The organism is Emticicia fontis (genome assembly GCF_054779675.1).
The window spans coordinates 527,273-543,854 of the sequence record NZ_BAAGXU010000037.1 but is presented as its reverse complement, the minus strand read 5'-3'; the positions used below and the strand labels follow the sequence as shown (position 1 = coordinate 543,854).

The following is a 16,582-nucleotide window of genomic DNA, read 5'->3' as shown; positions in this document are numbered from 1 at the left end:
ACTATTTTGAAAGTGATGGATAATACTTACTCAATAAATTATCAGTGGCTTTATCTAACAGTGTAACGAACTTGATTTCGGTAGATAAAAAATTATTACTTTTGTGCAGTTCATTTATTTCTGTATTGAATGTGTTGAAATCTATAGGGGTTTTCAACACTACGCCAACATTAGCCGAGGGGTACTTAACAATGGTTAGTTTGGGCTCTATGGCTTCGTCAAGCTCGAAAGGCTTAAATTTTCTGATATTGACTTTATTCACTCTTTCCTCTGTATCTTCAGCTGCCATTTCTTTAAGCCAATCATTAAAACCTTTAATAAAAGGCATCAATTGCTCGCCATAAAAACTGGATGTTTCTTTTAGAAAAACATCGGTTATAGGCAATTTTTCATCTACAATCCATGAAGCTTTTTTATTACGGAAACTTATTAATCCTTCTTTGTTGGTAAGGAATCTATACACAAACATCATTTTTGATAAAGGAATAGCCACAATCTCACGGGTTTTGCTGAATAAGTTCGTAAAATTGAGTTCATTACTATTCTCTTTAATCGAAAACTCCCTGAACTTGGTATTATCATTCACAATATCGCTAGCCTGAATAAAATCAATGATTGATAACGCCGATGCCAGCTCGACAAAGTGGGCAGGGTTCTGTTGGCCGTCTTTACCAGAATCATGCTTAAGATCTTCCATTACCTCATCACATATATAATACAGGCGGTCAACATCACTATTGATTACATTCGAGTAATAGCTTAATGCAGCTTTGGTTTTAGCAATGAAGTCGGCCTTTTTGATAGAAGCATTGGCTGGTGAGTTGCCATCAGGGAATATCCCAAAATAAGGCATCACTGTTAGGGCTCCTACTTTTAACTGAGGCAGTAAATCTCTGTTTTGCAGATTTGGATTATCCGACAGGTTGGCTTGCTTGATATTCTTTAAAATAATCGGAAATCCGGCAGCACCAGTTCCGCCAAAAATAGAGCTTATAATAAAGACCCTGTCATTCTTTGTAACTGATGAACTGAATGCGATAAACTCTTTAGAATTTCTGAATTGGTTAAGCACCACACTTCCGATATTAGGATTACCCACAAAGCCAATTTCCAGATCAATTTTTATATTATCTTCTGAAAATAACATATCTATAAAATCCTGATTGGGTGAATTTCTTAAAGAACCATAATTGATATACTTACCAAAGGTATTTTCATTATTGCTACTCCTTTTTTCATCCGCTTCTCCGGTTAAATCAAAAACAAAACCATCAGTAATGCTATCCGAATTACTAACCGATCGGAGAGATTTGATATCAGTACTGAAAAAACCAGTTTTAGGAAAATTTAATGATTTTCGTATAGACTGATATTGATTAATCAGGTTTTGCGTACGCAATAAATCTTTGTTGTTCATATGGGGATCCATAATAATGGGCACGATGCAACCAAAATCATCCCTTAGTTTAACCCCAGATGCCAGAAGAAACAATAACGACTTTATTACTCTGGAGCCTGTTCCCCCAATAGCAAATAAAAAAAGATTTCCCATAGTAATATCTACAATTTAATAAATACAGTATCTTAAGAAAATAAACCTACCGAGCTGGAATTAATACTTTTCCCCCGAATTAAATAAGAAAACAGAATATAGAAGATGGCAGAGAATATGGCCATTACTAATCCATAATTAGCGAAAGTAAGTATCCCTTGTTTGAACAGAATATAAGATTCCGGGTCTTTAGGATCTCTCGGTGTACCTGCCAACTGAAGACAAGTAACAACACTGATCAGGAAAGATAAACCTGATGCCATAAACAGCACTCTTACCCAATGCTTTTTCTCCCAATAGATGTCTCGCCATTTTGTTACCGGATTGTAATAAAATAGATAGCATAAAGCAGCTGTTAAAACCAGTACACTAATGGTTATTGGTGTCAATAAGGTTTGTGAGCGTAAATCAGACAAAAGACTTCTTGTTATAAATAATTTATAGACTGAAGCTAAAAAACGTTCCATATTAATTAGTCGTTAAGGTTTAAACGTATAGTAAAATAGTTATCTTTATCTTTTGTATATGAGTTGTAGGCCTCATTTATACCCTTGCTTAGCCGAAGTAAACCGAAGGTAGTAGTGCTGAATTTCGGGTTTTCAAAGTTTGTGTCATCGTCGGTATTAGATGTGGTAATCCAAGCAGGCGGAAATACTTTTTTTAGTTTGATAATGATGTCCCGCTCCTCTCTCCAGTTTGTTTTGGTGGAAAGCGTTATTTTATGTGTCCAGCCACGCGAGTGTTGCACTTTCTGGATTTTTGAAATCTTAAAGTTTTGAGGCGATTCTACAACATAAGAACTCGTATCTTCTTTCATGCCTTTAGAAAGATGAAATCCTGATAAGTCTATGTGTAAATTAATGGCAAGTTCTCCGTTCTCATCAGGCGTGATACCTTCAATTCTATGTATTTCGCTACTTGTTTCATTTGTATTCTGAGTAAATTCGCCTTTATTTTCTTTGTCATTGATAATAATAGAATATCTTACACCATCTTCTTTTGTGGCATTTGAAAACAAATAAAAATTTTCATACGAAGGCAATCTGGAAAAGTCTCTGATTTGTCTGAATTTTTCACTTTCCATGAAGACCCTCATCGTATTATTCCTGGCGAAGAAGCAGATATAATAAGGGCGGGTACCATTATACTCTTTACCCTTATTTGGAGAATTGAAAGCATAATAATTGCCTTTATAGGGAGAGTAAAGTTTTAACAATAAAAAAGAATTGTCTTCTGCATAATTTGTAAAAGCCCCTCTTGTAAGTTGTTCAGCACTTGTCAATAAAGTTTTGTTATTGATATTTTTTGTATTTCCATCGCTGGTAGAGTAAATCAGGTCTGAAAATAATATCCCCATTTCACCTTCTTTTAGATCGCTGAAGATTTTCTTAAAAACTAGGTTAAAGTCTGTGTAATTTGCATTTCCTAAATTTCTAAGCACTTCTTTTGTAAAAATATTCTGGCCATCATACAATTGTTGGAAATTTACCGGACAAGGAAACACTTCAGTATTCACAATAAACAATTGAGCCTTTGAAGAATTGGTAGCTTCAAAATCATTGATCAGTGATCCTAACGATTCTTTAAGCGTACTTGAAACCTCCGGGTTATCGTAAGGAAACATACTCCCACTTCTTTCCAGATAAATTTTGGGTTTAATGGTGATTTTCTCATTTGACCCATCAAAGCACTTTAGGCTGATATTCTGTCCGCTCTCTGATGCCACACTTTTTATCAAATCACTCAGGTTTTTCTCGTTAATACCTGATTTATTAAATAATCCGGGATTATCATCTGCTACATCTTCTTTATGAGAGTTTATATAGTTTAATATGCTCGTTTTATCTTCACAGCTAAAATCGCCATCACTGATAAGCGTGTCGATTTCATCTTTTACACTGGGTGTGCAAGAAGAAAAAAGGAACCAAAAAATCAATAAAACATAAATTTTATTAATCAGTAAAATACGATTATGAGTAACCATTCAGTAAAAAATTATAAGGTCAAACTAGTAAAGGTCAAATTATTCAATCCGGTATATTCAGTATATCTATTTTATAAACCGGAATCTGGTCAGAACGACTATTTCAATAAGCTCTAAGAAGACTTCTAATAAACACAGCATCTATTCAACTTACATTCTTTTAAGAGAGCTTCAGTATAGTCAGCATTAGTCACGGACAATTTTTCAAAAACAGTTTTAGATGCTTTAGTTAATATCTATTTTTATAAGTAGAAATAAATGACTGAATTACCCTCAATCCATCTATTTCAAAACAGAAGCAGAAACCTTTGGCCTTCAAAACCTGTTCGAAAGATATAAGTAAGAAATCTATTAAGTGAAATTTATTTATTTAACGACACCTTTTGGACAAAAAAATATTATATGCCTCGAAATCGCCCATTTTAGAGGAAGAAGTTTTTTTAGGAATACAAAAAAAAGGCTTCGTCAGAACGCTTTTTGATCGCTTTTGGCCATCAAAAAATTCTGCTCGAAAGATATATGAAGAAACCTGTTAATGGAAATTTATTTATTTTACGGTCATTTTTGGCTGAAAAAATAATTTTAGCTAAAAAAATGGCTTACTTAAGTAGAAGTGTTTGCCCGTTTGGAGCTGAATAGAAAAGCATCAATCAGACGATACCATAAAATAAGTAAAGATGCGATGGAGTTGCTTGAAATCCGAATTGAAGTATTGATAGTATAAATCTCTGAATGTCAGAACTGAAACCAATAAGCTGGAATGGTTTAATTACTCGTAGTATCCGCCTCGGCCCCACCGCCGATAGTTGTTACTGAATCAACAGCAAAAACGCCTTTGGTTTTGCGCATGGTATAGTGGGTAAAATCCTGGTCAGCTTCCATACCTATGCCATGTATCTCATCGAATCTGGTTTTGATAATAAACGGAGAATCCGTATAAATCTTCTTCTTTAGGCCGCTCCAGTTGAGCAAATCAGTAGAAAGGCTTTGTTGTTGCAAACGATTAAAGAAGAAGACATTGCCCATTACCCGATATAAGCCTTCATTTTTAAAATAACGCCCCGAATCACCCCTCAGAGAAGAGTATTCAACACCGTTTTTATCAAAAAAAGTAACGTATACCGTTTTAGGATAAATCTCGTCTTCGTTTTGTAGTTTTATTTGCTTGGCAGTTGTCACTTTTATGGTAGTCTTGCCAGAATCACTCATCAGAATAGCCAGATTGTCTGTTACCATCAAAGGGCCATTGTATTTCTGAGGGTCGCCTTTTTTCTCTTTCTCCTCGCAGGCAATTAGAAATACTGTGCCTGATACAAGCAAGCAGAGAATCAGGTATCTGATACTGAATGAAGACATACTTCTGATAGCCATAGCTATTAATCAACTCTCGATTTAAGGAACCAGCGTGTATCAACCAACGAGAAGCCTATTGACATCTTGAAATAGTTTTCTTTTACCAGCCCATTGCCTGCCACACCTCTTGTTCCGATAGATAAACCCCAATCAATATAACTTAAGTTTCTGAAACCCAGTGGTGTAGATAAGCCCAATGAGAAACTTCTGTCCATTACCTGTGTAGCATTTACTACATAAGGAGTTTTGATCTGCTGGAAACCGATACGATAAAATACCTGATCAAAATAAGCCGTAGAACTTACTTTAGGTAAAAACTCTACCCCTACTGCAATTCTCTCGCTTCCAGCCAGATTACTTTCTGCTTTCCCCTGAAAATTACGGTATTTTGTCCAGTCCTGTTTGCTATATTCTACGGCAAAAATCCATTTTAGCGGGCTTTCAACACTGATTCCCAACGAATATTGAGATGGTAAGGTATAAGATCCAGAGCCTGTGCTCAAGGTATCTGGTTTTTTCAACACACGCGGGCCATTCTGATCTTCAATTAAAGTAGTTAAACTGCGGAGCTGAGAGCCATTCAATTTGGTTTGTAAATCATACGTCCCTCCCACATTCAGATACCACTTACTGCTCAGTTTCTGATTCCAGGTAAATCCGGTTTTTAGACCAAAACCATTGCCACTTGAGCGGTCAGAATAGCGCAGATAATAATCTTCACCATCATTCAGCAATAATCTTGAAGTCGTATCACGGCTTACACTCCCGAAATAATAGTATCCTTCTGCACCGATATACAACGATTTACCAATCATATGCCCGCTACCGATAGAAGCTCTTGAAAAACCACCCGAACCTTTATAAATATACTGTACCTGATTGGTTGTGCCCTGAATAGTAGAAGTATAACGAGACTCATATTCAACACTTGATTGTGGTCTTAAACCTACCGACATTGTCCATTTAGGTTTAATCGGAAAAGCCATCATCACGTGGCTCAGGTTAGCACCGAAATCGGTTTGTGAATTGGTTCCGTCTGAGATCGTTCTGTATTGCCCACGTACACCTGCACTGAATGCCACAAAACGGGTTTTCACCAGCATCGCAGGATTGGCCGTGTTGACATAGATACCGTTACCGAAAGTTAAGCCTGTTCCTCCCATTGCATCGCTGGCAATCGCACCAGCAGGTTGAATATCGCCAAAGCCTAAAGCCGAGTAAGGCGAGTTACCTGTCAGTCTGGATTCTTTTTGAGCGTAAGTATCAGTAAATACGAAAGTGCAAACGAGAAAAAAATTAAGGAGTAGTAAGTTTTTCAACATTGTATCTTAAAATTCGGTTTAGCCCAATCAGGACTAAATTTGGTATCAATTCTATTTTTGTATGAGCTATCAGCGTGTTTTCTGCTTTGCCAATCTCAAATGAGCCCGCAAAGTTCGTCTTTTTTATTTGACTTTCAAAGAAAGAAGCATCTCCACCACATAAGATTACCTGACATTTGCCCAAATTTCTGTAATTTTCTATCATGCCACGTGCTTCGGCAATGATTCCGTTCACTACACCGCTTTGTATACAGGCCTTGGTATTCTTTCCAATCAGGGGTGGGACGTCGCCCGAGTGAAACTCATCAGCGTTCACCAAGGGCAATCTTTTTGTAAACGTATGAAGCGACTCAAATCGTATCCTCATACCAGGAGAAATTATCCCTCCTCTGAACGCCCCTCTCCTCTCGTTGTCACTTGTAGACACATCTTGTGCATCAATAGACACATAGTCGTATTTAATGGCTGTACCCATGTCAATAATCAGACAATTATCGTCAGGATACAGAAAATTAGCTCCTACTGCCGCCGCCAGTCTATCAGACCCCAGCGTCAGCGGTGTTTCATAATCCTTGTCAATCGGTAAAGGTGTCGACGGATTCAGTATGAGTTTATCAAACGCTACTCCCTCAAAGATAGCTTCTAATTCTTCCTGATTTTTAGTTACTGACGAAATCAGGACTTTTTTAACTTTTTTTAACGAAAGGAAGTCGTCCAAAGCCTCAATCTCCAGTCCTGTACTCACTTCCAGCAGCGCATCATCTTCAAAAAGTCCTACTTTGGCAAAAGTATTGCCGATGTCAACCACTCCAAACATGGCTATTCTTCCGTTTTTTTAGTGCCCTCTTTTTTCGATTTCTTCCGTATTTTCTTCGGACGCTTCACCAGTTCAATCGGATACCCCAGCAACTCTCTTATCACCACAGACGCACAAACACCGCCAAAGGCTGCGGGGATATATGAAATAGTACCATAAGCCGAGCGTTTAAAATTGCTCCCATCAGTCAGAATCAATGAATCACGCTTTACGGCCTCAGTTGAAAACACGGCCTTGATACCATAATTCACCCCTAATTTCTTGATGCGTTTGCGTACATATTGTGCAAACAAGCATTCATAAGTATCATATAAATCGGCAACAAAAAGCTTGGTTGGGTCTATCTTTCCACCTGCGCCCATCGAACTTACAATTTTCTGTTGCTGCTCGTAGGCCGTCGATAACAAGGTCAGTTTAGGCGTAATACTATCAATGCAATCCATCACATAATCATACTTCACCGTCAGAATCTCCCGGCATTTTTCAGGTGTCAGAAACTCCTTTACCACATGCAATGTCAATTCAGGATTGATCGCCAGAAGACGCTCAGCCATAATATCAGCCTTAGATACCCCATGATTAGTAGCCAGAGCAGGTAATTGTCGGTTACGGTTGCTTGGGTCAACCACATCTCCATCTACAACGGTCATTTCGCCCACACCGGCACGACAGATAAACTCGGCAGCAAAAGAGCCTACGCCGCCCAATCCGACTATTAAAACGTGTGCTTTTTGTAAGGCATCAATTCCTTCTTTTCCGACCAACAATTCGGAGCGAGACAACCAGGCAGGCATATTTTTTAAAGAGTAGTAAGTTTTAATAAGCTTCAAAGTTAAGCACAATTGATTAAATTATGTATCACGATTTTTCAAATCGTAGCGGGCTTACCATCTCCCTAGTCATAACTCTAATGATTTTTAATAAATCACTGGCTTCAGTCAAAAAGGTAGTCACCGTAGCGTATACCTTTTCAGGCTTCACTTTAATGGCTGATACATATACCAACACTGAAACTACCTGTTGGTAGGTATGGCCATTTACTCTTTTAAACAAGCTTCCGGCTACCTTTACATCGGCCAGTTCTTTTCTGGTTCTGACAGATTCAGAGATATAATTAGTGATGCCTGTGTCACTTGTATTTATGTTCTTTTCCCTTTTGATCATAGAACTCGTTGTTATATGGGCGTCTCCTAAATTTCCGACTTAACATCCTGTTTTCAAAGCATTCAGGCAGGTTTCTGATAGAATCATACTATGCGTGGATTATTATATTAAAATTCACATACAATAATCATATCTTACCTCAACATCAACTACAAACCTTTTTCAGAACCAGACATTTTATTACTTTTATACCGTGATTAATCTCAATAACCTACTTAATGCTTTGCCAGACTAAAACAGCTGTTCAACAATGAATAAAATCCTTACTACCTTACTATTAGCAGCAATACTTTTTGCCTGCAAACCTAAATCGGAAGAGATTAAACCGGCAGTAGAAACTGCCTGTAAAAAACTATCTTATACCATTATCAACACAAAAACTAATCAGCTAATAAACAAGGACACCTATATATATGATAAAACTGGTAAACTGATTGAAATACAAGGCCTGAGTAGTTATTTAAAATATGAATATGATGCCAAAGACAATCTTCTGAAAATCAGCAGCTACTTAAAGAATCAGGGCTCTGAAACAAAAACCTCAGAAACAATATATACCTATAATTCTGCGAATCAGCTAATCAGACAAGTAACAAATAAAATTACTGAAACAGGTGCATCCCAAAAACGGAAAGAATACCTATATGAATACCATGCCAATGGAAAAATGAAAAAATGGACATGGTTTGATTTCACTATGGTTTTCGATAAACCCTACATAATTGTTGAGTATGACGAGAACGGGAATGAAATTCTGGCTCAGTTTGACGATGGCAGTTCAGAAAAAAGTGAATACAATGCAGCTAATTTACTTATTAAAATAACATATTATAATCCTGCTAATAGTCCTACAGGTGAAATTCGATATGAATATAATTCACGGAATAAGAAGGTAAAAACATCTTCTTATTATAATGGTGTGCTAGTAGGTTATATTAATACTGAATACAATTCCAAAGATCAGCAAATTAGTGAGATATATTATGACGATGCTGGTAAAGTCACTCAAAAGATTATTACAGAATACACAGGAGAAAGTTATAAAACCAGTACATATGATGCTCAGAATACGCTGACAGGTTATTTCACCATCGAAATACAGAACGGCTTGAGAATGAAAGAGAGTGCTTATAATAAGGATAAACTGGTATATTCTATAGTCTACGCTTATGACACACATAAAAATATGATTAAACAAGAGGAATTCAATGATCATTTAATAACCCCTCTTCGTCAGGAATGGACTTATCAGTGTGATTAAGTCAAATTTTTGCCATTATAGATTTAATAGTAGGACTAATCCTTATATTATCAATAATCAACACGCAAAAAAATACTATCTTAAATGAGTTCAGACAAAACTATTCTGGCAAGAATATCACCTGCTTGACTTCATCGCCTTCACCACTTTCAGATTCTTATCATTCAGCAGTTTTTCATATTCCGGCGAGTCACTGGCATATAAAGCCACTTTGCCCTCGTGATTGTGATGCAAGCCCCAGCCATATCTCTTGGTTAAAGGAGAAGCTCGCAGACAAGCCTGCCCTTTTGAGAAAAACTGTTTTCGTGCTTCTTCATATTCTGCGGCTGTCAAATCATTCTTATCAGCAAAAACCTGAAACAATACATCGTCAGAGGTATACTTATAAGGGTTCTTGCTGATCATTTCAAACTGCATATTGGCTACAGTTTTCGTATCGCCTTTCATAGGAGGCACTTCGCCGTTAGCTACAGGAGAATCGGCGGCAATTTCTATAAAAGTATCATAATAGTTGGTGGTATGTGTTTTCATGCCCTTATGGTTTATGAGTTGATTCTCAAATTTAGTACAATTTCAATTGCTATCTGATTCACTCAGCGGTATTCTTTCAAGTATCTTTCTTATTGATACCGAAATTTACTTGCCATTCCACAAAATTCTTATTTATTTCAAGGTCAAAATCCGACATAAAATTTGTGATGAAAAAAGTACTGCTGTTACTAATGTTTGCTCATGTGTTATCTGCGCAACCAAGCTACCATTTTAATATCCTGAAAGATATCAATACCCAAACCAATGATTCCAGAATAGTATCAATTCAGAACGCAGGAGATATATCTGTCGCTTTTCAGCTCGATAGAAATTATAACGATGATACCTATAAACTAAGACTCTGGAAATATAACGGGGTCAAGCTGGAAAACTTCGCTTCTTCCGACCTTTTTGGCGAATACTCCAGCTTCTCCAGAATCATTACAATTGATGATTATGTGTTCTTTTATGCCACACCAAATAATGGTACTCCTAATAATGGTTTATATGTAGCCCGACTGAACTCTCCGGTAATAAAAAAAGTAGCCAGTGCGACTCAAGTAAATAAGGTCGTTAAACTGAATAATAAATTCTATTATATTGCCGGGCCTGATTATGGCAATGCAAAGCTTTTCTATTATAACGAAATCACCAATGAAAGTACCGAAATTCAGGGAGCTACTCAAAATTTCCAGTATGCTACTGGCCTCCTTGTAGTTAATAATCAATTATTTTTTACTGCTACAGTCTCCTACCCGACCTATTCAAGTACTGACCTTTGGGTTTCTGACGGTACAACGGCAGGTACACATAAAGTAAAAGAAATCCCCCAGTCAGGCACCATCTATAGAGGACCCGTTAAATTAGGGAATCGGGTTATGTATCATGGTTATATTGTTAATCGTAGCTCATTATTCATATCAGACGGGACAGAGGCAGGTACTTATGAGTTCAAAAACGTTCTGGGCTTTGATAATTCTCCCAGTCCTACGGTTATAATCGATAACCTTTATTCGTTTGGAGACAAGGTACTGATTGTATTATCTACCCACGAAGAGACACAGCTCTGGATAACAGATGGTACTGAAGCCAATACGAAATTTATAGATTCCTCTCCGGGGCTTGGCCTCCTGGATAATAGAGAATTAGCAACTATCGACGGTTTTTTCTACTATACCAATTGGTCTGGAGAATTGATAAAGACCGATGGCACTACCAGAACAGTAGTCGGAAACGGGTTTCCATCAGATGGCAGGATGGTGTATAACCCCCAGGATAATTGCCTTTACTATCTCTTGTCAGGAAAATTATATAAGACTGATGGTGTGAGCATCACAATGGTAAGTAATCAAATGATGGCCGAAACGCTCCCCATTCCCTATGCCATCAGTGCCAACAAAATCATAGCCTGGTTCAACCCTTCAAACAATAGCGCTTATGGCAGAGAGTTATATACTGTTACGGCCGATAGTGCTAAAATCGTAAAAGATTTAGATTCTACAACCAAAACCTCAAGAACAGAATTTTTGCTGAATGCCCGCGGAAAATCTTATTTTTCGGCCTACGATAATACGGCAAGCACATACAGGAAATTTTTCGAAACCGATGGCACAACCGAAGGAACCAGAGGGGCAGAAATCGGAAATCTGGGGCTCTATTATAACCTGGTTGCTTTCAGGGGTTATTTATACCTGGTAAGAAATAACCAGCTTCAGAAAATAGACTTTGCTCAGGGTAATTATCAGGTAATTGCTAATCTGACGGGGGTGGCTACCCAACAAAAAGCAGTTCAGATTAATGATAAGTTTTATTTTTTAACAGCAGACAATACTAATATTGATGGGCAATTATGGGTTTCTGATGGTACTACAGCCAATACAAAAGCAATAAGGGTATTCAACCAGACAGATTATTATTTGGGCATGGCTGTGTATAATCAGCAATTGTATGTCTTTACCAGAAGCGACGGTTCAACCAAAATCTGGAAGTATGCGAGCGATACCGATCAGCCAACTCTTGTCAAAAGCATTGAGCCCAATGCCATCAAACGTACCTATGCCAATTTTCGGGGTAAGCTTGCATTTATCGCCAGTGCCTCAGGCTATCTGGAACTCTGGACAACCGATGGTACGGATGCAGGCACCACCCGATTACAGTACCTGCCGTTTTCGACCCTTACAGACCTTGAGCGTGTATATTTTACTGATACCCATTATTATTATTCAGTATTCGACTATAACAATGTTAATGTCAAAGTTTATAAATCAGATGGCACACCTGCCGGAAAGATATTAATATCCAATCTATCGAATGCTTATTCTGATATAACAGATTTCTGCCAGTGCAACAATTCAGTCTTTTTCGGATTAAATCAGACACAGTATTCAGGAAAATCACTTTTGTATAAACATAACACTGTGAGCGGTACAACCGACCTTGTGACAGAAACCGAGGAAATGGTTGAAACCACCAAATTCAAAAACTTTTACTGCCTCAATCAGTGGTTATATTTTACTACCTATGCAGGCGAAACCTGGGAAACAAAGAAAAAACTCTACACTACCGATGGTACCCCGGCAGCAACCAAATCTATTTTATCATTAGAAACCAAACAAGAGTATTCTACGGCTTTTAGAGGTGGCTTTTTGTTTCCGCTTAATGACCAGGAATTGCTAGTGAGAACCGATGACAGGTTTTATGATGTAGAATGGTTTACATTCAGAAAATGTGATGAGTCCACCAACCTGAATGGCGCTACTACTGATTCAAAAATCCAGAATTCAGCCACAATAATCGAATCTACCGAAAAACTGACAGGTGATGGTAGAGTATATTATTTTGCGCCTAAAAGCATTACACTCAAAGCCGGATTCACTGCCGATAGCCAGAATGTATTCAAAGCCGAAATCAAAAACCGACCTTGTACTTTAAGACAATAATTAAAGACCATAGAGAGAATAAAGAAATATAGCATCCCGCATCTTTCACTTAACATCTTCTTAACATTCAGGCAGAAGCTACCGATTTTTTTGCTATTTTTGAGAAAAAATTGTAGTTTTCTATGTTTGCTTTTTCCCGGAAATCCATACTCTTCTTATTCGTTGCCGTTGCTGTGAGCTCGTGTTTACCAAGCAAAACACCTTCTAACACCACAAATACCAATACAAACAAAGTAAACTTTGCCAAAGGCTTTCCGGAGGGATTAGAGGATATTTCAAAAGGAAATTATTCAGCAGGCAACGTAAACTTATCAGGCGGCGAATGGTATTTTGAAGATGCCCTGATAGGCGGCACTACCAATGATACCCGCAATGGAGAAAAAGCCATCAGAATCAGAGAAAAGGGTTTTGTGCGAATGAACTACGATATACAGGGCGTAAGAGAGATAAAAATGGCCTATGCCGCCTATAAAGGTGACGGAGACAGCGAATGGGAATTATATATATCAAGAAATAGCGGTGCTAACTGGACAAGGCTGCAGAATCATTTCCATACAAATGGCAGCAAAATGAGTTTTATTCAGGTAATCGTCAACGAGCCTAATAAAGCCCGCTTTGAAATCAGGAAAGTATCAGGAGGAAGCAGTCGATTGAATATTGATGATATTTCCATTATCACCTCCGCCTCTCTCCCCACTCCTACTAACAATTCAACCAAAGCTACGCGTGACGACAATCTGACTTTGGGCAACCCAAGTAATGCCACACCCAAAGACGAGAACAATTATCTGATGATAAAGCCCCAATACACGTTGTCTTATAGCAAAGCCCGCAGCTCGGCCAATTGGGTAAGCTGGCATTTAAGCACAGCCTGGAAGGGCGACGTGAAAAGAGAAGACAAATTCAGACCAGATGATGCGCTGCCTTCAAACTGGTACAAAGTACAAAACAGCGATTATGTCGGCTCAGGCTTTGATAGAGGACACCTGTGCCCGTCTGATGATAGAGACAGAACCCTTGCTGATAACGAGGCTACTTTTATTTTGACCAATATCGTTCCGCAAGCACCCAATAATAACCGGGGCGCATGGGCAGACTTAGAAGCCTATTGCCGAAAAATAGCCGAGGCAGGTTATGAATTATATATTGTGGCAGGTGTATACGGCAAAGCAGGTATTGGCTCAAACGGTGGCAAAAGCTTTACCTTAGACAACGGCAAAATGGTAGTACCCGAATCAATCTGGAAAGTGATAGTGATTCTGCCGATTGGGGTAGATGATGTCAACCGGATTAATGAGCAGACACGCGTAATTGCTGTGAATATTCCAAACAAACAAACCATCAAAGATACCAAATGGGGTGAGTACCGATTGAGCGTAGATGATCTGGAGAAGATAACAGGCTACGACTTCCTGTCGAACGTACCAACGGCCATTCAGAAATCGTTAGAAAGTAGCATGGACGATGGCCCGACAGTTAAAGTTTCTGCTACCCGACCATAAGACATTTAACACCAGGAAAAATAATCGACCTATGAAAAAATTCTACTTTAACCTGATTCTATTCTGTTTTCAATCGGCCATTCTGATGGCGCAGAATTTTGATTCTTCTACTTTGCCTATCATTCTTATCAATACACAGGGTGCAACCATCGTAGACGACCCGAAGATCAGAGCCAAAATGGATATTATCTATAACGGGCCGGGCAAGGTGAATAATCTGACTGATAAGCCTAATCATTATAGTGGCTACATCGGTATTGAATACAGAGGTTCATCGTCGCAGATGTTTCCTAAAAAAAGCCTGGGTTTCGAACTCTGGGACGATAAAAATAATTCAATAGATGCCAGTTTGTTTGGTATGCCCGAAGAATCTGACTGGATTCTTTTTGCCTCTTACAACGAAAAAAGCCTGATGCACAATGTATTGACCATGAAACTGGCGCGCGAAATGGGCGTTTATGCCAGCCGCACGCAATATGCAGAGGTATTCATCAACAATCAATACATGGGGGTCTATGTATTTATGGAGAAAATCAAGCGCGCACCGGGCAGAGTAGATATTTCTAAATTAAAAGAAACCGACCTGCAAGGCGATGCTTTAACAGGTGGATACATCATAAAAGTAGATAAAACCACTGGTACGGGCTTAGGCGGCTGGACCTCCCAGTATCAGAATAATGCTCCGGCTACCAACCGGACTTATTACCAGTATGAAGCGCCTAAAACCATTACGAACGAACAAAAAAGCTATATCAGTAAGTATTTTTCTACTGCCGAATCGGCATTGAAGAGTGCCAATTTCAGAGATAAAGAAAATGGCTACCGGAAATATTTTGATACGCATTCGTTTATTACGCTGTTTCTGACAAACGAGATTTCAAAAAATGTAGATGGCTATCGTATCAGTACATTCTTCTATAAAGACAAAGACAGTAAAGGCGGCAAAATAAAAGCCGGCCCACCCTGGGACTATGACCTTACTTATGGTAATGGTAACTACTGCGAAGGCGATAGTTATAGAGGTTTCTCTTATAAATTCAACAATGTATGCCCGAATGATGGCTTTCAGGTGCCTTTCTGGTGGGAACGCATGATGGAAGACTCAGCTTTTGTACGTGAATTGGGCGAAGAATATGCCTTTCAACGCAAAAAAGGCGCTTTTCAGTTAGATAAAATCAATCAATATATTGATAGCCTGACCCTCCAATTGCAAGCACCCGCTTTCAGAAATTTTCAGAAATGGCCTATTCTGGGCGTATACGTCTGGCCGCAGCCGAGTCCCATTTCGGGTAGTTGGATGGGCGAAGTTAACGAATTAAAACAGTTTGTTGCCAATCGTCTGCTATGGCTTGATGCGAATATCAAACAACCGGTTGATTTAAGAATCACGGCGAACGAAGAAAATACTACCAATATATTATCAATGAATGCCTACCCTAATCCGTTCCTCGACCGGATTTATGTCAACATTCATTCACCCAAATCCGAGAAAGCCCATCTGGTTTTATATGATGTCAATGGCAAAGTATTGACCCAGATTCAGGAAACCTTACAGGTAGGCGAAAATCAGGTAATGATACAAGTACCATCCAGTTTGCATCTGAGTAGTATCAATCTGCTGCAACTGGAAGCAAACGGGCATAAACTCACCAAAAAGATGGTGCAGCAATAAGCACTATTTAGCCGGATAAATCATATAAGTATGCGGAATCCCATCTTCGATATAATCGTTACCAGTAGGCTCAAAGCCCAATGAATGGTAGAATTTTTCAAGGTATTTCTGTGCTCCGATTTTAATAGGTGCTTGTCCGAACAAGGCAAGCACTTTTTCTATCGATTTCTCCATCAATACTCTGCCAAGCCCACCTCCTCTGGCTTTGGGAGAAGTAACTACCCTACCAATAGAAGTATAGCCCTGATAATAGACATCCTGCGCAAAAAGCCTTGTATAAGCCACCAGATTTTCGTCCTCATCAAATATCATCAAATGCAGAGCCGACTGGTCTTTGCCATCAGCATCCAGAAACGGACAGTTTTGCTCAACCACAAAAACCTCTTGTCGAAGCGCAAGAATGGCATATAATTCGTCAAGGTTAAGTTCGTAGAAAGGTACACATTTGATAGTAATTGATAAATCGGGCATATATATTTGTGGCT

The 16,582-nt window shown here is 38.6% G+C and carries 14 protein-coding genes; 4 read left to right on the top strand and 10 right to left on the bottom strand.

Annotated elements, in window-relative coordinates; translation table 11 throughout:
* Window position 1: 1 nt before the first annotated feature.
* From ACYVFA_RS18130 to ACYVFA_RS18095, 8 genes are all read right to left on the bottom strand, one after another.
* Window positions 2-1,552: a hypothetical protein gene (locus tag ACYVFA_RS18130; protein WP_460473269.1), complete on the bottom strand. Its 1,551-nt coding sequence runs from the start codon at window positions 1,550-1,552 to the stop codon at window positions 2-4.
* A gap of 32 nt (window positions 1,553-1,584) precedes the next feature.
* A complete protein-coding gene (locus tag ACYVFA_RS18125; RefSeq protein ID WP_460473268.1) occupies window positions 1,585-2,019 on the bottom strand; it encodes a hypothetical protein in 435 nt (144 codons plus the stop codon).
* Window positions 2,020-2,024: 5 nt separating this feature from the next.
* On the bottom strand, window positions 2,025-3,536 hold the full coding sequence (locus ACYVFA_RS18120; protein ID WP_460473267.1) for a hypothetical protein: 1,512 nt from the start codon (window positions 3,534-3,536) through the stop codon (window positions 2,025-2,027).
* A gap of 765 nt (window positions 3,537-4,301) precedes the next feature.
* The gene (lptC, locus tag ACYVFA_RS18115) at window positions 4,302-4,907 is read right to left on the bottom strand and encodes an LPS export ABC transporter periplasmic protein LptC (protein WP_460473266.1); all 606 of its coding nucleotides are present in this window, start codon (window positions 4,905-4,907) and stop codon (window positions 4,302-4,304) included.
* A gap of 5 nt (window positions 4,908-4,912) precedes the next feature.
* Entirely contained in the window at window positions 4,913-6,211 is a 1,299-nt protein-coding gene (locus ACYVFA_RS18110) for a hypothetical protein (protein WP_460473265.1), read from the bottom strand.
* Window positions 6,186-7,028, bottom strand: a complete 843-nt coding sequence (locus ACYVFA_RS18105) for a type III pantothenate kinase (RefSeq protein WP_460473264.1) — start codon at window positions 7,026-7,028, stop codon at window positions 6,186-6,188. Before ACYVFA_RS18105 ends, ACYVFA_RS18110 begins: the two co-directional genes overlap by 26 nt.
* 2 nt (window positions 7,029-7,030) lie before the next feature.
* A complete protein-coding gene (locus ACYVFA_RS18100) occupies window positions 7,031-7,822 on the bottom strand; it encodes a tRNA threonylcarbamoyladenosine dehydratase (protein WP_460473263.1) in 792 nt (263 codons plus the stop codon).
* A 64-nt stretch (window positions 7,823-7,886) separates the two neighbouring features.
* Window positions 7,887-8,192, bottom strand: a complete 306-nt coding sequence (locus tag ACYVFA_RS18095; protein WP_460473262.1) for a hypothetical protein — start codon at window positions 8,190-8,192, stop codon at window positions 7,887-7,889.
* Window positions 8,193-8,442: 250 nt separating this feature from the next.
* Between ACYVFA_RS18095 and ACYVFA_RS18090 the strand changes: the two genes are divergently transcribed.
* Window positions 8,443-9,453 carry a hypothetical protein gene (locus ACYVFA_RS18090; RefSeq protein ID WP_460473261.1) on the top strand — a complete coding sequence of 337 codons (1,011 nt, stop codon included), beginning with the start codon at window positions 8,443-8,445 and terminating at the stop codon, window positions 9,451-9,453.
* A 117-nt stretch (window positions 9,454-9,570) separates the two neighbouring features.
* Here the strand turns inward: ACYVFA_RS18090 and ACYVFA_RS18085 are convergent, their stop codons facing one another.
* On the bottom strand, window positions 9,571-9,984 hold the full coding sequence (locus tag ACYVFA_RS18085; RefSeq protein WP_460473260.1) for a DUF6157 family protein: 414 nt from the start codon (window positions 9,982-9,984) through the stop codon (window positions 9,571-9,573).
* Between the two features lie 167 nt (window positions 9,985-10,151).
* Between ACYVFA_RS18085 and ACYVFA_RS18080 the strand changes: the two genes are divergently transcribed.
* The 3 genes from ACYVFA_RS18080 to ACYVFA_RS18070 all read left to right on the top strand — a co-directional run bounded on the left by ACYVFA_RS18080 (window position 10,152) and on the right by ACYVFA_RS18070 (window position 16,097).
* Window positions 10,152-12,923 (top strand): 3-coathanger stack domain-containing protein, encoded by a 2,772-nt coding sequence (locus ACYVFA_RS18080; RefSeq protein WP_460473259.1) that lies wholly within the window; start codon window positions 10,152-10,154, stop codon window positions 12,921-12,923.
* A 122-nt stretch (window positions 12,924-13,045) separates the two neighbouring features.
* Window positions 13,046-14,425, top strand: a complete 1,380-nt coding sequence (locus ACYVFA_RS18075; RefSeq protein WP_460473258.1) for a DNA/RNA non-specific endonuclease — start codon at window positions 13,046-13,048, stop codon at window positions 14,423-14,425.
* Between the two features lie 31 nt (window positions 14,426-14,456).
* Complete coding sequence (locus ACYVFA_RS18070) at window positions 14,457-16,097, top strand: CotH kinase family protein (protein WP_460473257.1); 1,641 nt, start codon at window positions 14,457-14,459, stop codon at window positions 16,095-16,097.
* Between the two features lie 3 nt (window positions 16,098-16,100).
* Here the strand turns inward: ACYVFA_RS18070 and ACYVFA_RS18065 are convergent, their stop codons facing one another.
* Entirely contained in the window at window positions 16,101-16,568 is a 468-nt protein-coding gene (locus ACYVFA_RS18065) for a GNAT family N-acetyltransferase (RefSeq protein ID WP_460473256.1), read from the bottom strand.
* Between the last annotated feature and the right edge of the window lie 14 nt (window positions 16,569-16,582).